The sequence below is a fragment of the Anaerosolibacter carboniphilus genome (genome assembly GCF_014205875.1).
Taxonomy (GTDB): Bacteria; Bacillota; Clostridia; order Peptostreptococcales; family Thermotaleaceae; genus Anaerosolibacter; species Anaerosolibacter carboniphilus.
In genome coordinates, this window is record NZ_JACHEN010000044.1 from 1 (window position 1) to 16,209 (window position 16,209).

The window sequence follows — 16,209 nt, forward strand, 5'->3', positions numbered from 1 at the left end:
AGAACATTCGTAGAAAACTAAGGGTCATTTCACATGATCATTATTTTGAGAACACATTAGTAAATTTTTTTCTTGACAGCAGTTAGCTGGTCTACATACTTCAAAGTCTCCTTCATTTCATCACCTCCTATTGCAAAGAATCCTTGAACAATTTATGGAACAAGCTGTTGGCCAAGCCTCGGACAGCTTCCCGCTTATATGCTTGAGAAGCTCTGCCTGGAATCGCCAAATCCACCTGGTTCATGAGTTCTTGTGCAAATTCTTGCTCTAATTCCTTAGAAACTCTTTGTTCGAGTAATACTTTTCCTGCTATTTCCGATGCAAAAGCCTTGGGGCCTAATGCGCCCAAAACAACCTTTGCCTCCTTAATACAGGCCTCTTGTTCCGACACATTTACCAGTATGGCTGCATTCAGCTTTGCGATGGTTACCGTAGATCTACTTCCGATTTTTTCAAAGGCGCTCTTATAACTTTCGTTTCTCATAGGCAGTATGATCCCAACGATGACCTCCCCGCTTTTTAGACTGGTTCTTCTTTGGCCTAAAATGATCTCCTCCAGAGGTTTTTCATAAACTTCTCCATTTCCGTTCATCACCTCAATGGATGCATCCAAGGCCATGAGGGCAGGTATGGCATCTGCACCTGGAAAGGCATTGGCAACATTTCCACCGATGGTTGCCACATTTCGTATCTGGGTAGATCCTATCCTGGCTGCTGCTTCCACAAGGCATAGCCCATGGGCTTGTAAAAGGTCATGATGAACCATCTCTGTGAAGCTTGTATTGGCACCGATGTGGATCTGACTCCCTTGGAGCTGAATTCCTCTTAATTCGTCCACTCCTTTCAAGTCCACTAGGGTTCCTTCATAGATTCTATTCTTTCTTATTTGGATCATCAAATCCGTTCCCCCGCCCAAAAGTATAGTTTTATCATCGGCTTCCCTCAAACATTGCTTCAATTCTTCAATATTTCTTGGAGTCTTCATCCTCATATTGCTCAAAACTGACCACCTCCTGGCTTTATCCAATCACAGAACATCCTTCACTGCCCGAATAATGCTGGTATAACCTGTGCATCTGCACAAGTTCCCCTCAATGGCACGGCGGATTTCCGTCTCTGTAGGCTTGGGGTTTTTCATCAATAGCGCCTTACAAGACATGAGCATGCCAGGCGTGCAATACCCGCACTGAACAGCCCCATTCTTTATAAAGCTTTCTTGCAAACGATCCAATTCTTGGTCCTGAACGAGGGCTTCCACCGTTATAATTTCTTTTCCACTGGCTTGATGGGCAAATACAAGACAGGCATTTACAGCCAATCCATCCATAATCACCGTGCAAGCACCACATTCTCCTTCTCCACAGCCTTCCTTTGTCCCCGTCAAGCCCAATTTATCCCTAAGTACATCCAGCAATCTCCACCTTGGATCCACATCTATAACATACGAAACATTATTCACTACCAACTCCAATATCATTTCGTCATCCTCCAAAATCAAATTTGAAAGCCTCATCTCCATCATACCCCTTTATCGTCAATAAAAAGTCGAGGTTACCTGTCCATCGAATGTCCATATAATAAAAACGACCTTCCGTTTCAGAAGATCGTTTCGCTATAGGATTTATATTAATATTTTCTGTAAACCTAATTCTAATAGCTGCTTGCTTTTTTCTAAATTTTTGTCAATAAAATAATAGCTAGCGGTAAAATATATTTGTGGCAATTTGTTGTCACTTTGAATCTCTTGATTCTGATTCATTTCATGAATCAATTTGTCTAGGGCTTCATCTTGATGAAGGTATGTATATACAAGCAGCAACTGCTCGTAAATCTCTACCAGCACCGGATAATCTTTTCTCTTCTTCGCTTCCTCTATACCACGAGATAAGAGTTCTTTCGCTTCGCTGTATTTATGAGCCCTAATATTTCTTTTTCCCATTACCAACAAAGTAGTCTTAAGATTGCGGCTTCCTATTTTTTCGCATCTCTTCAAACTTTCATCATCACATTCAAAAGCTTTTTTCAAATCCCCTTGTTTTTCATAGGTTTCCCCTAGCTTTAAATATGCCCTGGCCTCCAACTCTTCATCACCAATTTTTTCTGCAAATTCTAAAGCCTTCTCATAAAACTGTCTGCCAAGAACTACCTCCTCCATATGCAGATAGCAGTTTCCCTTAATAATATAGATATCAAACAATTGTTTTTCTGTAAGATCATCATAACCTGCAATAAGCTTTTCCAACATTTCTAAGCAGGGATCATACAATTTCAAGTTCCAATAAGCCAAGGCATTGTTGAAAAATATCTTTTTTATGATTGTCGCATCATGCACTCCATGACTTTCTAAAATAACCTTACAATGTCTATTTAGATTGATGGCTTCCTGATATTTTTTAAGCATGATGGAGGTTTTCCCCAACTTGCAGTATGCTTCTGCAACCTTTATATGAAAATTGGTTTGAATATAGCTCTCCAAAGATTTTATGCAGTATATATAACTTTCATTGTAATCTCCCTTTTCATAATGAAAATCTCCCACTAACTCATAAATCCAAGCTTTTCTATCTGGAATATTCCATTCCTCTATAATCTCTTCAGCCTTGTTGAGGGTTTCCATGAACCCTTTTTCCTTCGTGCTAAGATATTGCTGCATTTGCTGTGCAAGCTTTTTCAGTATACGGTCTGCTTGTTCTTCCTCACGCTCCATGATGTAGTCCACTGTAAGATGAATTGGGTTTTTTTGTTCCTCGGCAATACGTAATAGATTTTCTACCACAATTTGGGCTGTATCCCGTACCAAGCGAGTCTTTCCGTTTTCTACATAGCTAATTAGATTTCTAGTAATTTTATTGCCGGTGATATCCTCCTGCTTCGCTCCGAGGAATCCCCTGATCCTTCTAATTTTCTCTCCAGGAGGTAAAATTACATCTTCTAGAAAAAGCATAATCATTCTCACCTTATTCCCTATTTACTTAATATTTAAACTTTTAATAGGATACCATATTTTGGTTATAAAATAAATAGACTGTTTTGCCTCCATTTACTTTTTCTTTTTTGACTTTACGCAAAAAGCGCCCCAATGGGCGCTGAACTAATGAATTTCATCTTCTAATTGATTTTTAAACTCATCGGGTGGTATAGCGCCGGAATCCTCACCAAACAATACGTTCTCGGGCATACCTTGAATGATTCCAGCTGCATTATGGCTTGCAGTAGGCTTGTTTCTTGGCTTTGTCATATCATTCATATGAAGACCATTAAAAATTTTGCTCATAAAATTGTTCATCAAATTTTCCTCCTTTGCATTTGCTTAGTGAATGCTTTCCCTAGTTTGATTCAGTTCCTTGGCCATCAACCATCCAAAGCGTACTTCATCCTTCACGCTGTTCCAATTGATATTGGGATTTGTATTATGCTTTGTCCAATATTGTTTCATTGCCTCTTCCACCGATTCCCATTCATCACGTCTTTGGTTATTATGGAACATATGATGCCTCCTTACATTTATTTTTTCCTTTCATTCCATGGTTATGAATCTACATTACTGGTATTTTTGTACAGACATTTTCTCAGTAATTTTTACAAGATTTATTAATATTATCTTTTCCCGTTATATTAAAGACTACTATTCATTTTTTACATGCTATATCTCCCATCATTTTTCACATAATAATTTTAAGTATTTTGTTCGTCTATCCATTTTTCTTAACTTAAAGGAGGTAGACTCATCATGGCTGAGACCCATCAAGAAAATATAACGCCTCAACTGGATGCACCAAATCTAAAAGTTCTAGAAGATCAACTAACCTACGAATCTATGATGAACAAAAAAATGGATCAATATGCAGAGTACTGTAGAGATCCTCAGCTAAAAAATATTTGCCGACAAGGCGCCCAAAGGCATAAACAAAACTATAACGCCCTATTGAATTACTTAAATTTTCATCAATAATTCTACTGTTTCCTGAGGTAACGTACCGTGACTATGGAACACAAAGGAGGTTTTCCAATGTTGCATCAAGGAAATTTTACAGAGAAAGAATTAATGAATGATTTATTAATGTCTGAAAAACAGATTTCTTCTGCTTACACAGCAAGTATTACAGAATCATCCTGCCCAAATCTAAGAAGGATTTTGGCAAGCTGTGAACAGAATGTATTTACAAATCAAGAAAATATTTTCAAAGTCATGACTCAAAGAGGCTGGTGCAATATTAAAAAGGCTCCCTCTCAAGATGTTCAGGCAGCCAAGGATAAATTTAATCAGATGAAAAGCGAATTAAAGTAAGGTTTTATAAATACCTTCTTGTAGAGGCAGATCTATGTGTCTGCCTATTTTATATTCTCCACAAGACATAGATCATCACTATGATCATCTATCCAATCCGTGGCCTGTCATCCTGAGCGATGTGAAACGGAGCCGAAGGATCTCCAAGTTCTAGATTCTTCGCTACCGCTCAGAATGACCCTTTTTCACCTTGCTTTTCCACAATACTTCATATATAATAAAAATAAATACATAAAATTCTAAATATTTTGTATATTTTTAGGGTATAAGATAGATAAGAAATTCTATCGTTCATGCAGCTTTAAAATTTCATAAGTGAAAGGAGTGGATATTGTGTATAATATTATTGCTACTTTCAAAAACATGCCTGACTTAGACCGTTGCATGAAAACTTTGAGAGTAAACCCTAGTATTAAAGGCCACATATCTGTAATTCCCAAAGATGTAACCCCAAACACAGACAAGGAAATCTCCAGTGTCCTGATTAAACGTTCCCGTGAAATTGCACCATCTGGGTTAGAAAATGTATGGCTAGGCGCACTTACTGGTTTTCTCATCGGTGCCCTCTCCGCTTTCGTGGCGGTTTATCTAAACACTGACATGCTTCGTCTGTCTACCTTATCCTTTGTGGCCGGTATTTTCATCATCTTCTATGGCGGTGCTTCAGGGGCTTTGTTAGGATTCTTGCTGAATACCCTTATCACGAAGCGAAGCTGGCTGAAGAACAAAAAAGAGGTAGTCTTGGTCCTTCATAAATTAGATGATAGTACCAAAGAGCTAGTCATTCAAAATCTTGAAACCCATCGAGCCAATAAAGTTGAAATATATTAAAAAACACTCTCTGTACCGTCAAGGGACAGAGAGTGTTTTTTATAATTACATTTTTTCATCATTAAACAATAACAAGACAGCTTCCTTTGAAATATCTATTCTGAAAGTTTCTATCATCCTTTTACTCCCTGTATATCCTTTTACGTAACATCGCCCATTGGGGTACATTTCTATAAATGGAATATGCCCATCCTCTATGTAGAACATCTCAGAATGTTTTGAGCATATAGGTATTAATGCATATCGAATGTCTTCTATGGATTTCATCTTATCATAGTTCAATTTCTCAATATATGTTAGATTATTGATTTTCTGCTCTTCCATTTCTCTATACAACGCACTAATTTTTCCGGAATTACCTACATAGTTATGCAATCTTCCTTTCGTTCGGATCATACTTGGGCGAATTTCCTTATCTAGCTCATCCTGTTTTGTAATTTCTACAATTGCTATACCTTCAGGCCTCTCTAATTCTTTTAGAAGGATTTGATAGGGTGGTGTATAGGATTGGTAGATTAGAAACATGATAGGTAACAACCATATTGGCAAGAGAAGAATATTGAGCGCATTTCTGAACAAAGTCTTTCCTCTGCTTTCATCTGGATACTTATGCTTCTCTTCAAAATACAATTCAATAGCCTTTATTAACTGCAGTGTCCCATATGAAATGAGGAGTACCCAATAACTCCAGTATAAGTCATAGATTGAAGAACCCAATATGATAAAGATGGCCCACGCACCACCAATGGCTAAAAACGATTTCAATAGCACCATTAGTTTTGTTCGATTTGAAATGGGTGTTTCTCTATGTTTCTGATAGATTCTATTCAAAGGAAGTAGCATAAAACCTACCAAGTATGAAATAACTAACAGTACTGCAGTAGTCTGCATGCCTTTTTTTGCTTCAAGCAAAATCATTGCTATAGCAAATGCAATAACGACGATTCCAAGGAGTATCCTCTCAATTCTATCCTTGCTATTTTTTGAGGGCTCATGAAGTTCATCCATGTCAATTTCCACCGCCAATCCTCTGGTAATCATGCTTCTCTCACTCGATTATACAATCTACTAATTCTTTAAAACATCTATTTTCTCCTCTTTAATAAGATACATTTATGTCTAAAAATGTTTCAAAAAAAAATGAAGAGAGTCAATTTTCATTGACTCTCCCAATGGATTACATCATTCCTGGCTTGATTCATCAAGCTGTAACATTTTTCACGACAACTGCAGAACGTGCATTAATTCAAGGGTTTAAGGCTTTCTTTCTGTAACATCTTTGATTCAAAATAACACCCATTACATGTCTGCGTGGTCACAATGTGGTCATTGGTCGTTATTTGATTCAGCATTCTTATCTTCAGCTAAATGTGTATTTCGCCTTTTATTCTTTTTTTACGAGAAAATTCATTTTAGATTCATATTTATTAGTTATCTTTATTTGAAGATATGGAATTATCACTATAGGTAAAACAATCATTGCAATCATAATTAATAAAACTATAATATCTTCGATAATATTTGATATTACTGGAATAAACGTTTTTGTTTTTTCTTCCATATTTCGCATAATTTCAATGAGATTTATGAAAGGATTTCCGAAAGTAAAAATAATCAACCAAATAAAACCTGAAGAAATAAATATGTTATAAATAAAAGTTGTCGTGTCTAACAATTGTGATATAAACGAGGATCTATTCTTCTTTAATGCACGTATGTTGGCAAGAATGATGGGATATATCAATATAAAAGTAATTGCTATTACTGAATACTTTTTAATGTGATCAACAGCATGAGATGCTGTCTCTTCGATTAAAGATATAAAGACATCTACTAAATTCACTGAAAAACCTAATCCTATAATAAATAAAAAAGCAATTATAGCAAAAACAACAATCATCCCTAATCCTTTAATTCCATTACTGATAAAAGAATCCATCTTTCAAGTCACTCCTTCTCCTAATATATAAAGATAAAAATTTTTGCTTATCTAATAATGAATCCTATATCTTAATACTTCTCCATTTTCCATGAATTACCTCCTAAATAAAAGGCAGAACTTATCCTACTTTTGGTAAAAGATACATTTCACACAACAATAAAATAAGGCAGGATTTCTCCTACCAAATGCTTAAAGCATATTTCACATCGCTGGTCTAGTATATTCTTCTAATAATTCCTCTAATTCTTTATTTTTTCGATTCAATATTTGCAATTCCAAATCTCTATGACCACAACATGTTTCTGGAGCTTTGAAAATTTTAAGCCCACCATATCTTTCGTCAGGATATAGATTGTGATGTGGATCAATCCATACAACATAAAACCTATTGCCTACTATAAACCCATGAATGCCACCTTTGCTTGAAGATATCCTTGCTTGTCTACATTCGACCTGCTCTAAAAATTCTTCGTTTAACCGATATCTATAATCAACCTTACTCCAATCATGAGTATGCGACCTATAGTGGTCTCTCAATTCATTTACAAACTGATTTCTCGTTATTCCTGAAAGTTCCTGCATCATTAAAAACAAATCATTGACCCAATTAACACATGTTCCCCCAAGATTAAAAGCTTCATGCTCTAATTCTAAAAATCTAAATGAAAAAGTAAGTTTTTTGTTTGCAAGGTGCTTTAGTTCTTCGATTTCTTCTTGAGGTATCGGAAAGTTTTTAACTTTATTAACTGAAGGAGTTGGAATGCACAGAAGTTTTTTCTTGCCTTCCTCTTTTTTAGTCGTTTTGGCTTTGCTCATATACTTTCCAATAATAATCCTGCATTGTCTTTTCGCTAATTATTCTATTGGACGGCTCCCATTCCTCAAGATCATACCTTTGTTCTTTCCAAGGTTCTTCTGCGTGTGTCAATGCTTCTAGTTCATCTCCAGAAAACTCTCCATATGTATTGAATACCATATCAATAAACTCATATGTATCTGATCCAATATTCTTTGGACGATTTTTGATCTTAGGAATATCATTCCATCCATGTATTTTATATTCATCATAAAGATCTCTACACACAGGTCCGTGAATCCACGCTTGAAATCTGTCTGCAAATAAAGCTCTCTTGTACAATGCTAAGTGCCATGCTTGTGCATAATAACATAACTTTTGCAATTTTTTATGAGACATAGATTCAAACGTAAGAAAGGTGCTAGCGATATCTTGTACAGTTATCTCCCTTTTCATTTGATTTTCCCCCTTAAATAAAGAAATAATCTTACTCATTTGCTACACCCCATTTAAATCTTTATAAAAGTATATGCCAAGCATTTAGATTGTTTCCTAAAAAATTATGGATATACATAAAAATGAGTGTAACTCATGAGTAGTTTATAATATATTATCGGTATATACTTTGTTAACCTTTTGGGTTACAATTTCATTTTTCTACATTTTTCATATAATTCCTGCTGTAAGTTCATAATTTTTATAATTTCACTAAATAAAATTTCTACGCAAAAAGAAAAAAGCCGGAGCACTAAGCCCCGGCTAATCCCTTATTTTGATACTTTTACAATCAGATCAGGTAACCATTTCCCCGTAGGATGATTTTTATTATCATCAATAAACTTGATCCATGCATCAGGTGAATCTACTTTTGATTTTAATATTTTGATGTATTCAGGAACATCATCTTTTACATAGGTGATGTAAGGAAGCTTCCCATGCTTTGTCCATCTTCGCCCATTAAGACCACTGATACTTCCAATATTAAGACATGCAGTAACCTGAACATTGTTTGACCAACTCGGAGTGCATTCAATGACTTTACCATTTCCTATATACACACCAATATGACCATCTATCCAAACTGCTTCACCAACTTCAATCTTTGAAAAATCAGAACTAACATCAATTAACTTGGTCAGCATCCCATTCGCTGAAACGTCAGGAACACCATTGGTATTATATGCAGCACCACCATTTGATTTTAATTGGTCCCCATTCCAGCCCCAAAGGATACCTTTAATTAGGTTCACACAATCAAATCCAAAATATCCTTTACCAATAAGACTCCTAAGGGCAGCCTGCTTTGTTGCTGTGTACCAGGAAGGATATTGTTTTGTTTTGGCAATGATCAATGCTTCTGTAACTGGTGAACCAAATACACCCCACATGTAAACTGTTTTGTAGTTATTAGCCACATTCTGAAGCTTTGCAACCAGTTCCTTATTTATCATATTGAACCATCCTTTTCTTCGTTTTTATTTTTAAGAATATCAATTCCTTTTCTTATCGCTTCGGGAATAGGTAAACCCATTACACCTGCATTTTCAATAATTGATACTGCTTCATTTGATATATAAGCAATAATCACCGCTGTTCTGATGAAATCCGATCCTATTGTCTTATCTAGCTGATAGGCAACCAAAATAATAAGAAGGGTCATGCCTTTTCTGCATAAGCCCTTCCATCCTGCTTTCGATTCAAGACCACCGCCTTCAGACTTATTACTTTGTTGAAATACACCTGCAACAACTAATCCCGTTATATAATCAATAGTCATGAATATAACCAATGTCTGCAAAGCAGTATCCCACCCTCCGAGCATTGAAGCAAATACGCTTCCGATGACCCCAATGGTGGTCATTATGCTTAATTTAGTGTTTGCAATTTGTTCCATTATTCTCATCATCCTTTCGTGTGCATAAAAATAACACCTATTCTTCAGGTGTTTCGTAAGGCTGCCCCGTAATCTGTTCAAACTCTTCAGGACTAATTTTGTTGTACTGGACCACCAGTCTTAGTTGTTCAACACTGGCCCAACCCTTACCGTAGTAATATTGCCACTTCTGAAATTCTGTCATCATATTACATTCCTCCCATCTCTAATTGCATTATTCTAAGTTCCATTGAAACCAAATTTTGACCTAGCATATCGTTTGTAAGTTTGATATCCATAAGCTGTAATTCTTTCTCAACGTTTTGCTGCCCAAGGATATCAATTTCCGTCGGTGTTGGAGGTAATGGCGTTGGATCATGATCGTCAATGATCTGTTGTACTAGGTCCATGTCAACATCCTCGTCAAAAGTAATCCATGTATTTTGTGCTATTAACTCACCCTGTCCTCTATCATCCTGTAATAGTATAGGGTTTATGCCTAGTTCTACTAATTCTTCATATAGTTTATTTGGATTTACGTTGTTAATTTGTATTTGCATTACTCAATCACCTCCATTGCAAACCAAGTCGCTGAATTTGAAGTGACAGATATAGCCGATCCACTATTTTGAGTAACAAATAATTCAAAATAATCACCACCAACAACGTCTAAAACTGGAGAAATAGCATTCAATTCAGTTGTTGACGTATTAGCTGGCAACCGCACTGAAAATCTGCCGTTGAAGTCATTTGCATTCTTACGCAACAACAGTCCCCTATAACCATTTGCATTAGCTTCAAAAACTACATTAGCCAATAACCTAACTTTAGAAACTCCAGTAGGGACTGTGAGCCTTGTTGATCCGTTCCATGCTCCGATATTGTCTATATCAGACGCATTCCATGAGATGGCTGGTGTTCCAGCATTTGCAATAGATTGATTCGCTGTCAATCTAACCCTTGCACCCTTGAAAGCGAGGCCATGAGGGTCGTCTTTTTTCTGGCTAATTGAATGATAGTCTATCTGCCTTACAGCCTGTTTCTGTAGGTTCTTAACCGTTTCCTGTGCCATTTCGTGGGCGGTTCTAAGGTTTTCGGCGTGGGTTCCTGTGCCGTCAAATAGCTGGGCGTTGTATTCTTCGGGTAGGACTTCGTATAGTACCCAGTATTCTGCACCGACTCTATCTAAAGAATCATAGGTTGTTTGTGTAATATAGCACCTTACTACTCCCCCATATGCCGTGGATACATATAGAAATATCCAATTTTGGGTATCATCGGTCATTACTCCATCTTTTACTCGAATAACCTTTAATATATTTTTAGGTTTATTTTTAAGCTGGGAAGATAAACCTGCATAATTAATATGGTAATATCCAGAATTTAAAGCAGGATTTACTCTTTCATACACCAACCCACTAGATACAGCTATCGTGTTAATACCTTCTGAAAGCGTCGGCAATTCACAGATAGAAGGAATGTTAATTATTTCTTCCACTGGTTGGGCTAGGGCGTAGTATAGGGTGTAAGGTTGCCAATAATTATTTATAGGGGCTTGCGTAGTTGGTAAAGTAGTGGTTCCTCCTGTTAATGCACCATCTGATTCTCTTCTGTAAGCCCATGCCTTTGTACCTGTGCCGTTATACGGTACGGTACCATTAGGATTAGCTGCACTATCATACATCTTCCAACCCATGAAAAACGCCTTGATCTCGTCCGCTGTAGGGGTATAGCTTTCTCCCCAACCTGTGTCTGTGTCTGCTACGGTAATATTTAAGTAAGACCCATACCCGTGCATATCAGCTTTATCCCATGTCGAAGTAAAACCAAGTAGAATCGCTCCGTTATACTTAGTAATCAATAAATTATTATCGAATAAGTTAAATGTATTTGGTATCGATACTCGCTTAAACCCGGCATAATCAGCACTGAACGACCATGTAAGACTACCATCTAAAATCAATTTTTCGACTTTCTTGATCTTCTTAAATACACCATTTTCATACTTCAATTTGTCAACGTAGCTGCCTATTTTCCCTAGCATCGTGGGGACGATTGTCTTAGTCCCTCGGAATGGTTCGTAAGTTGTAGCGACTGTACCTTCTTCTAGCTGAAGCGATTCTAACATAGTTAAGTTTGCTGATATTTTTGCATGCTTTGTAGTAGGACCAGTGGTAAATTGATAAACAGAAGCGCTACTTGTTGCATTTCGCACTATCCAATTTTTATTATCATCGTATTGTCCAAAACGCATCACGCCAGCAATTGAAGACGATAATGTATAAGTAGTGTTTGGTTTAACTGGGATATAATCACTTGATGTAAAATCCTCTGCTACGTCTATCAAAGCCCCTGCTGTATTAAGTTGTTTTCCTCGAAGTATATTGCTCTTATCAAACAAGTTTTTCCCTTGTACGATATCAATTACAGGGTTTAACGTTGGCTGGGCAGAATTGACGTAATGGTATTTTTCTAAAAGTTGGTCTACTGTCATATTGTTGTATTCGTCTGCGGTTATTTCAATAAGCATTAATTCCTTTATTTTTGCGATTCCACTAGACCCAGCTTGTAAATATAGTCTTAACTTTTCTGTGATTGTAGGTTTAAATTTTGAGCCATGAAGCCCAGTAGTTGAGAATGATACATTTGCTAACCCTAATAATGATAAATTTAAGAACAATCCGCCCGCATTAGTGATGTTGGATAAATTAAACCTTGTGAAATAATACTTATCAGCAACGCAGATATTATTTTTGTCTATGGCTCGAAATAATGTATTATCACTAAATGAAAACTCTCCACCACTAAAAGTACCGTCTGCCCTTTCAAAATTAATACTCAAGTTTAGAGATTTTCCCAAAAGGTTCACAACCATATTCCCATTCAGTTCAAAATTCAAGCAACTTGCTACCTTTGCCATGATGGACTGTACTCGTTTGTCGTAGGTGTTAAGGATGATTGTCGCTGGACCTGGTCTTTCTACTACTTCGGTTTCTAGCTTTTTGAGTTCTGCATCAACAACGTCACTGTTATAGTTGAAGTCATCGACATTATAAAAATCTTCCTGTCCTGGTTTTTTTAAGTTGTAATTCTGTGTTGTTTCCATTAATTGATCACCTCGTTTCTTACGTTATGATGAGTGTAGGCTTGGAGTTCTAGATGGGTGAGTTGTTTCAATCTACTGTGTTGGTTGTATCTAAGGCCTACTGTCAGCAGGATATTTGCTGGAACCATCTGTCTAGAAAGCTTCTCCACTTCATCGAACATTCTCTTTTGGGTTAGCTCGATCCTGATCTCCAGGCTATAGGCTCCGGCATTTAAAGTCATCTCATAGCCGTTTTCTCCGCAAAGCTGATTCAGCCTGTTTTGCAGTACCCTGTAGGTGTAAGGGAGCTTTTCATTCCATCTGGCCTGTATTCTGAATCTTCTAGTCTCCAAGGTATCATCGGAGAATGGATTGATTTTGAGCATCTTTTCTCTCCTTGCGATCCCGCGCTCCGTGGCCGTCTGGATAAACTGATCATCCATGATATTCTCCACGTCTTCCCATACAGCTTCTATCTCAGGATTCTCGGCTCTTGAGATTTCTTTCATTTCTCGAAGCTCTTGCAGGATAGGCGGCCAATAGGTTTCTATCTGTCTCATATGCTTGTCACCTCACCAAGCACTGGTATTTCTACACCATCTAGGACCAGATTTTGAGCTATCCCATTGATCTTGGTATCCTGAACATCCAACACACCTGGTATGTTTAGGATGCGAGTTTCCAGCTGGCTGATCCTGATAATCAGGATCTCTGCATTGGCCCATCCTTGTCTGAGTTCACTAAAGTACTCCTGGATGACAGCCTCAACATTTGGCTTTACATCGGCCCATACATAGCCGCTCTGGAAGGTAATGTGGCTCTCTATATCGACGATGGACTCATCGGCTCCTACGACAGTCAACACATGGCCTATGGGAGCCAGACCAATGCCTTCTCCTTGATTCTCTACAGGATCCATGGCTGTTTGAACCGCATCAATCAATATATCAGAGGGTTTATTGAAAATACTGTCGATAATCACCAGTTTTACGGTACCGCCTCCAGCCCATACGGGATAGACCTTTACGCCGCCTACGCCGTCCAGGTCATTGACCTTCTCCCTGTAGTCCGCTACATTTCCACCAAATGCCTGGCTGTCTAGGTTGTCGAAGTATCTCTTTCTCAAGCTATCATCTCCCTCTTCGTCCTCTCCTGGAATGAGGATATCGGTCATGTTGGCTGTGCTTAATCCATTGATGTATTCAATGGGCAGCAGCTGGCCAATGTATCCGTTCCCCGCTTCCCCAGGCACCTCACATTCCAGTTTGAATTCTCCATCTGTAATCTTTTCAATTACTGTGAAATTCAGATCATCTCCGCTGAATCGACTTCCAATAGGGACATTAAAGGGTGTATCACCGTTACCTGTGAATATCCCTTTTCTTACAGCCTTGGTGGCTGCCTTTCTGTTGATGCCCCTCTCGGCAGCTCTACGGGTTAGATCATCACTGGTGGCTGTATCGGCGTAGGTTCTATTCTCCATGAATTGGAGATCAATATATACCTGAGCCAACTCTGCAGCTGCAGGAGCAAGGGCATCATAAATGATAGATCCTGATCTTTTGTCTACATCGTTAGGGACCCGATCCAGCATGCGCTGTAATATATACTCATATGTCATGTCCTCAAACACTATATGCTCACCTCCCTAGATGCTTCTATCTCTCCGAAGATTGTGTGGACAGTAAAAATCACAGTGACACTGCTCTTTTGGGATGTAAAAGAAAAACCATCTACACCAGTAATCCTGTCATCCTGCAGCAGTGCATCTGTAATTCTTCGTTTCAATTCTGGATATACTAAAGCTTTCGGTTTTCCTAGTAGATCTGATATTTCAAATCCATAGTTCCAATCGTAGATTTCATATCTATAGCGATCCGTGCAAAGGATTTTATAGATAGCTTGTTTTACCGCATCTATGCCATCCACGTAACCAACCGTCCTATTTCTATCGGTATTCAGTCTGTAAGTACGGGTGGCTTGCTTGATGATCTCTATATCTTGACCTATGTTAACTTGCTCTAATTTAGGTATCATGTTTTCACATCCTATCCAATACGATATATTTCTGCCCGCCTTGGGTTCGGAGCAGAATAACCTGTTCTCCTGCCTTCAGTCCGTCGTAGATCGTAATCTCATTCCTAGCAAGCTCCTGGAAAGATATCTTATAGTTTGATCCGGGTGCATCCTGCATATCATAAGGCTTTATTACATTCTTAATACTTGGATTGTCAAAGCTGATCTTGGTTTTTCTATCCTTTACATTTGAGGTTAGAATCAGATCTTCTTCACCTAAGGGCAGCTTTTGATCGATCACGATCCTTAGAGGACTGACGGACTTTACGGTACCAAAGACAACATTTACCGGACTCGACTGCTTCACTGCATCTATGGCGGCCTGCTTGATAATCTCAATCATATTCACCGCATATTCCCCCTTAATTCCAGTGTCATCCAATGCTCACTATTTGAAAATATGTGACTACATTTCTCTACCAACAGGTATTGGTTGATGCTTACATCCCCTACGTCCTTTAAAGCTACCATGACGCTGCTCCCACCTCTTACCCGTATATCTCCAATACAATTTTTAATTTCTAAGGACCGATTCTTTCGATTCTTCATCTTTAGAAGATAATCCGATTGGGCTTTGATTTGGGCAGGATTGAGGTCCTCATTAACAACTTCGTAGTACTGCAGCACACCCCACTGATTGATGGTACTACTATCTTGTGTGATATAGACTTCTCTTTTCCCGTTCTCCTTATCTTCCCTTACCAGCTTGATCTTGTTATAGGTATCTGTATCTATATCCGTTTGATAGAAAAAGTCTTCTGCTGTTTCGTCTCCAACAATGATAGGCACCTTCATAACTTCCACATCTTTTAAGGTCAATTTCCCAAAGTCATCATAAAGTACAAACAGTTTACTGGTGTTAATCACCGTCAAGTCAAGAGCTGTATAGATCATATCCATTAAGGTTTGATTCTCCTCAATTCTTCGAGGAATGATGTAACCCGTATCAGCCAGAGTTCCAGTCTGCAGATTAAAATCAGCAGCAATCATTTTTACTAGCTCATTGGCCTTCTTATTACCATAGACATAGGTATCTTTATTCTTTAAGTACCTAATTTGATCATAGGCGGTAACATTGATTAGCTGATCTTTATCTCTACCTTTTACGAAGATGAATCCATAGAATATATTCACTCCATTCACTTTAAAGATCACCGGGTTGCCTTCCTGGAAGTTGATCACATCATCCTTTACCACAGTGAAGGTAAGTTTGCCTGGAGTTCCTTTTCTACTGGTATCCCATTGAATATTCCCTTCTAGGATTGGGGCATATACTTTATCTCCATTTTGAATATATAGCTCATACTTCAACTCATCA

The 16,209-nt window shown here is 37.9% G+C and carries 23 protein-coding genes; 4 read left to right on the forward strand and 19 right to left on the reverse strand.

Annotated features, from left to right (window positions below; all coding sequences use genetic code 11):
* Positions 1 to 127 precede the first annotated feature (127 nt).
* The 5 genes from HNQ80_RS23435 to HNQ80_RS23455 form a co-directional block, all read right to left on the reverse strand.
* Positions 128 to 991, reverse strand: coding sequence for an FAD binding domain-containing protein (locus tag HNQ80_RS23435; protein WP_243183534.1), 864 nt, complete (start codon positions 989 to 991; stop codon positions 128 to 130).
* A 36-nt stretch (positions 992 to 1,027) separates the two neighbouring features.
* Positions 1,028 to 1,513, reverse strand: coding sequence for a (2Fe-2S)-binding protein (locus HNQ80_RS23440; protein WP_330603003.1), 486 nt, complete (start codon positions 1,511 to 1,513; stop codon positions 1,028 to 1,030).
* A gap of 108 nt (positions 1,514 to 1,621) precedes the next feature.
* Entirely contained in the window at positions 1,622 to 2,944 is a 1,323-nt protein-coding gene (locus tag HNQ80_RS23445; protein WP_184313283.1) for a tetratricopeptide repeat protein, read from the reverse strand.
* Positions 2,945 to 3,091: 147 nt separating this feature from the next.
* Positions 3,092 to 3,286: a hypothetical protein gene (locus HNQ80_RS23450; protein ID WP_184313285.1), complete on the reverse strand. Its 195-nt coding sequence runs from the start codon at positions 3,284 to 3,286 to the stop codon at positions 3,092 to 3,094.
* Positions 3,287 to 3,310: 24 nt separating this feature from the next.
* A complete protein-coding gene (locus tag HNQ80_RS23455) occupies positions 3,311 to 3,487 on the reverse strand; it encodes a hypothetical protein (RefSeq protein WP_184313286.1) in 177 nt (58 codons plus the stop codon).
* 243 nt (positions 3,488 to 3,730) lie between these two features.
* Between HNQ80_RS23455 and HNQ80_RS23460 the strand changes: the two genes are divergently transcribed.
* From HNQ80_RS23460 to HNQ80_RS23470, 3 genes are all read left to right on the forward strand, one after another.
* Entirely contained in the window at positions 3,731 to 3,952 is a 222-nt protein-coding gene (locus HNQ80_RS23460) for a hypothetical protein (RefSeq protein WP_184313288.1), read from the forward strand.
* Positions 3,953 to 4,009: 57 nt separating this feature from the next.
* The gene (locus HNQ80_RS23465; protein WP_184313290.1) at positions 4,010 to 4,288 is read left to right on the forward strand and encodes a spore coat protein; all 279 of its coding nucleotides are present in this window, start codon (positions 4,010 to 4,012) and stop codon (positions 4,286 to 4,288) included.
* Positions 4,289 to 4,621: 333 nt separating this feature from the next.
* Positions 4,622 to 5,119: a hypothetical protein gene (locus HNQ80_RS23470; RefSeq protein ID WP_184313292.1), complete on the forward strand. Its 498-nt coding sequence runs from the start codon at positions 4,622 to 4,624 to the stop codon at positions 5,117 to 5,119.
* Positions 5,120 to 5,164: 45 nt separating this feature from the next.
* On the opposite strand, the gene HNQ80_RS23475 is transcribed toward HNQ80_RS23470, so the two are convergent.
* A complete protein-coding gene (locus HNQ80_RS23475) occupies positions 5,165 to 6,160 on the reverse strand; it encodes a hypothetical protein (RefSeq protein ID WP_184313294.1) in 996 nt (331 codons plus the stop codon).
* Between the two features lie 74 nt (positions 6,161 to 6,234).
* On the opposite strand from HNQ80_RS23475, the gene HNQ80_RS25745 reads away from it, so the two are divergent.
* Complete coding sequence (locus HNQ80_RS25745) at positions 6,235 to 6,393, forward strand: hypothetical protein (RefSeq protein WP_207727172.1); 159 nt, start codon at positions 6,235 to 6,237, stop codon at positions 6,391 to 6,393.
* A gap of 110 nt (positions 6,394 to 6,503) precedes the next feature.
* Here the strand turns inward: HNQ80_RS25745 and HNQ80_RS23480 are convergent, their stop codons facing one another.
* From HNQ80_RS23480 to HNQ80_RS23540, 13 genes are all read right to left on the reverse strand, one after another.
* A complete protein-coding gene (locus tag HNQ80_RS23480) occupies positions 6,504 to 7,058 on the reverse strand; it encodes a hypothetical protein (RefSeq protein ID WP_184313296.1) in 555 nt (184 codons plus the stop codon).
* Between the two features lie 204 nt (positions 7,059 to 7,262).
* Positions 7,263 to 7,877, reverse strand: a complete 615-nt coding sequence (locus tag HNQ80_RS23485; RefSeq protein WP_184313298.1) for a hypothetical protein — start codon at positions 7,875 to 7,877, stop codon at positions 7,263 to 7,265.
* Complete coding sequence (locus tag HNQ80_RS23490; protein ID WP_184313300.1) at positions 7,855 to 8,313, reverse strand: Panacea domain-containing protein; 459 nt, start codon at positions 8,311 to 8,313, stop codon at positions 7,855 to 7,857. Before HNQ80_RS23490 ends, HNQ80_RS23485 begins: the two co-directional genes overlap by 23 nt.
* A 311-nt stretch (positions 8,314 to 8,624) precedes the next feature.
* Positions 8,625 to 9,308 carry a hypothetical protein gene (locus tag HNQ80_RS23495; RefSeq protein ID WP_184313302.1) on the reverse strand — a complete coding sequence of 228 codons (684 nt, stop codon included), beginning with the start codon at positions 9,306 to 9,308 and terminating at the stop codon, positions 8,625 to 8,627.
* Entirely contained in the window at positions 9,305 to 9,751 is a 447-nt protein-coding gene (locus HNQ80_RS23500) for a phage holin family protein (protein WP_184313304.1), read from the reverse strand. Before HNQ80_RS23500 ends, HNQ80_RS23495 begins: the two co-directional genes overlap by 4 nt.
* A gap of 37 nt (positions 9,752 to 9,788) precedes the next feature.
* On the reverse strand, positions 9,789 to 9,938 hold the full coding sequence (locus HNQ80_RS23505; RefSeq protein WP_243183530.1) for an XkdX family protein: 150 nt from the start codon (positions 9,936 to 9,938) through the stop codon (positions 9,789 to 9,791).
* 1 nt (position 9,939) lies between these two features.
* Entirely contained in the window at positions 9,940 to 10,290 is a 351-nt protein-coding gene (locus HNQ80_RS23510) for a hypothetical protein (RefSeq protein ID WP_184313306.1), read from the reverse strand.
* On the reverse strand, positions 10,290 to 12,836 hold the full coding sequence (locus HNQ80_RS23515; RefSeq protein ID WP_184313308.1) for a hypothetical protein: 2,547 nt from the start codon (positions 12,834 to 12,836) through the stop codon (positions 10,290 to 10,292). Before HNQ80_RS23515 ends, HNQ80_RS23510 begins: the two co-directional genes overlap by 1 nt.
* Positions 12,836 to 13,375, reverse strand: coding sequence for a putative phage tail protein (locus tag HNQ80_RS23520; RefSeq protein WP_184313310.1), 540 nt, complete (start codon positions 13,373 to 13,375; stop codon positions 12,836 to 12,838). Before HNQ80_RS23520 ends, HNQ80_RS23515 begins: the two co-directional genes overlap by 1 nt.
* Entirely contained in the window at positions 13,372 to 14,448 is a 1,077-nt protein-coding gene (locus HNQ80_RS23525; RefSeq protein ID WP_184313311.1) for a baseplate J/gp47 family protein, read from the reverse strand. Before HNQ80_RS23525 ends, HNQ80_RS23520 begins: the two co-directional genes overlap by 4 nt.
* Positions 14,448 to 14,852 (reverse strand): DUF2634 domain-containing protein, encoded by a 405-nt coding sequence (locus HNQ80_RS23530; RefSeq protein WP_184313313.1) that lies wholly within the window; start codon positions 14,850 to 14,852, stop codon positions 14,448 to 14,450. The genes HNQ80_RS23525 and HNQ80_RS23530 overlap by 1 nt, the downstream gene beginning before the upstream one ends.
* A 4-nt stretch (positions 14,853 to 14,856) precedes the next feature.
* The gene (locus HNQ80_RS23535; protein WP_184313359.1) at positions 14,857 to 15,234 is read right to left on the reverse strand and encodes a DUF2577 domain-containing protein; all 378 of its coding nucleotides are present in this window, start codon (positions 15,232 to 15,234) and stop codon (positions 14,857 to 14,859) included.
* A gap of 2 nt (positions 15,235 to 15,236) precedes the next feature.
* Entirely contained in the window at positions 15,237 to 16,202 is a 966-nt protein-coding gene (locus HNQ80_RS23540) for an XkdQ/YqbQ family protein (protein ID WP_243183532.1), read from the reverse strand.
* Positions 16,203 to 16,209 lie beyond the last annotated feature (7 nt).

Coding starts and splice junctions, on each gene's coding strand:
- HNQ80_RS23440 (WP_330603003.1), bottom strand. CDS start 1,513: ATGAGGCTTTCAAATTTGATTTTGGAGGATGACGAAATGATATTGGAG.
- HNQ80_RS23510 (WP_184313306.1), bottom strand. CDS start 10,290: ATGCAAATACAAATTAACAACGTAAATCCAAATAAACTATATGAAGAA.
- HNQ80_RS23505 (WP_243183530.1), bottom strand. CDS start 9,938: ATGATGACAGAATTTCAGAAGTGGCAATATTACTACGGTAAGGGTTGG.
- HNQ80_RS23445 (WP_184313283.1), bottom strand. CDS start 2,944: ATGCTTTTTCTAGAAGATGTAATTTTACCTCCTGGAGAGAAAATTAGA.
- HNQ80_RS23480 (WP_184313296.1), bottom strand. CDS start 7,058: ATGGATTCTTTTATCAGTAATGGAATTAAAGGATTAGGGATGATTGTT.
- HNQ80_RS23435 (WP_243183534.1), bottom strand. CDS start 991: ATGAGGATGAAGACTCCAAGAAATATTGAAGAATTGAAGCAATGTTTG.
- HNQ80_RS23515 (WP_184313308.1), bottom strand. CDS start 12,836: ATGGAAACAACACAGAATTACAACTTAAAAAAACCAGGACAGGAAGAT.
- HNQ80_RS23485 (WP_184313298.1), bottom strand. CDS start 7,877: ATGAGCAAAGCCAAAACGACTAAAAAAGAGGAAGGCAAGAAAAAACTT.
- HNQ80_RS23490 (WP_184313300.1), bottom strand. CDS start 8,313: ATGAAAAGGGAGATAACTGTACAAGATATCGCTAGCACCTTTCTTACG.
- HNQ80_RS23520 (WP_184313310.1), bottom strand. CDS start 13,375: ATGAGACAGATAGAAACCTATTGGCCGCCTATCCTGCAAGAGCTTCGA.
- HNQ80_RS23535 (WP_184313359.1), bottom strand. CDS start 15,234: ATGATTGAGATTATCAAGCAGGCCGCCATAGATGCAGTGAAGCAGTCG.
- HNQ80_RS23530 (WP_184313313.1), bottom strand. CDS start 14,852: ATGATACCTAAATTAGAGCAAGTTAACATAGGTCAAGATATAGAGATC.
- HNQ80_RS23460 (WP_184313288.1), top strand. CDS start 3,731: ATGGCTGAGACCCATCAAGAAAATATAACGCCTCAACTGGATGCACCA.
- HNQ80_RS23500 (WP_184313304.1), bottom strand. CDS start 9,751: ATGGAACAAATTGCAAACACTAAATTAAGCATAATGACCACCATTGGG.
- HNQ80_RS23475 (WP_184313294.1), bottom strand. CDS start 6,160: ATGATTACCAGAGGATTGGCGGTGGAAATTGACATGGATGAACTTCAT.
- HNQ80_RS23455 (WP_184313286.1), bottom strand. CDS start 3,487: ATGTTCCATAATAACCAAAGACGTGATGAATGGGAATCGGTGGAAGAG.
- HNQ80_RS25745 (WP_207727172.1), top strand. CDS start 6,235: ATGTCTAAAAATGTTTCAAAAAAAAATGAAGAGAGTCAATTTTCATTG.
- HNQ80_RS23465 (WP_184313290.1), top strand. CDS start 4,010: ATGTTGCATCAAGGAAATTTTACAGAGAAAGAATTAATGAATGATTTA.
- HNQ80_RS23450 (WP_184313285.1), bottom strand. CDS start 3,286: ATGAACAATTTTATGAGCAAAATTTTTAATGGTCTTCATATGAATGAT.
- HNQ80_RS23495 (WP_184313302.1), bottom strand. CDS start 9,308: ATGATAAATAAGGAACTGGTTGCAAAGCTTCAGAATGTGGCTAATAAC.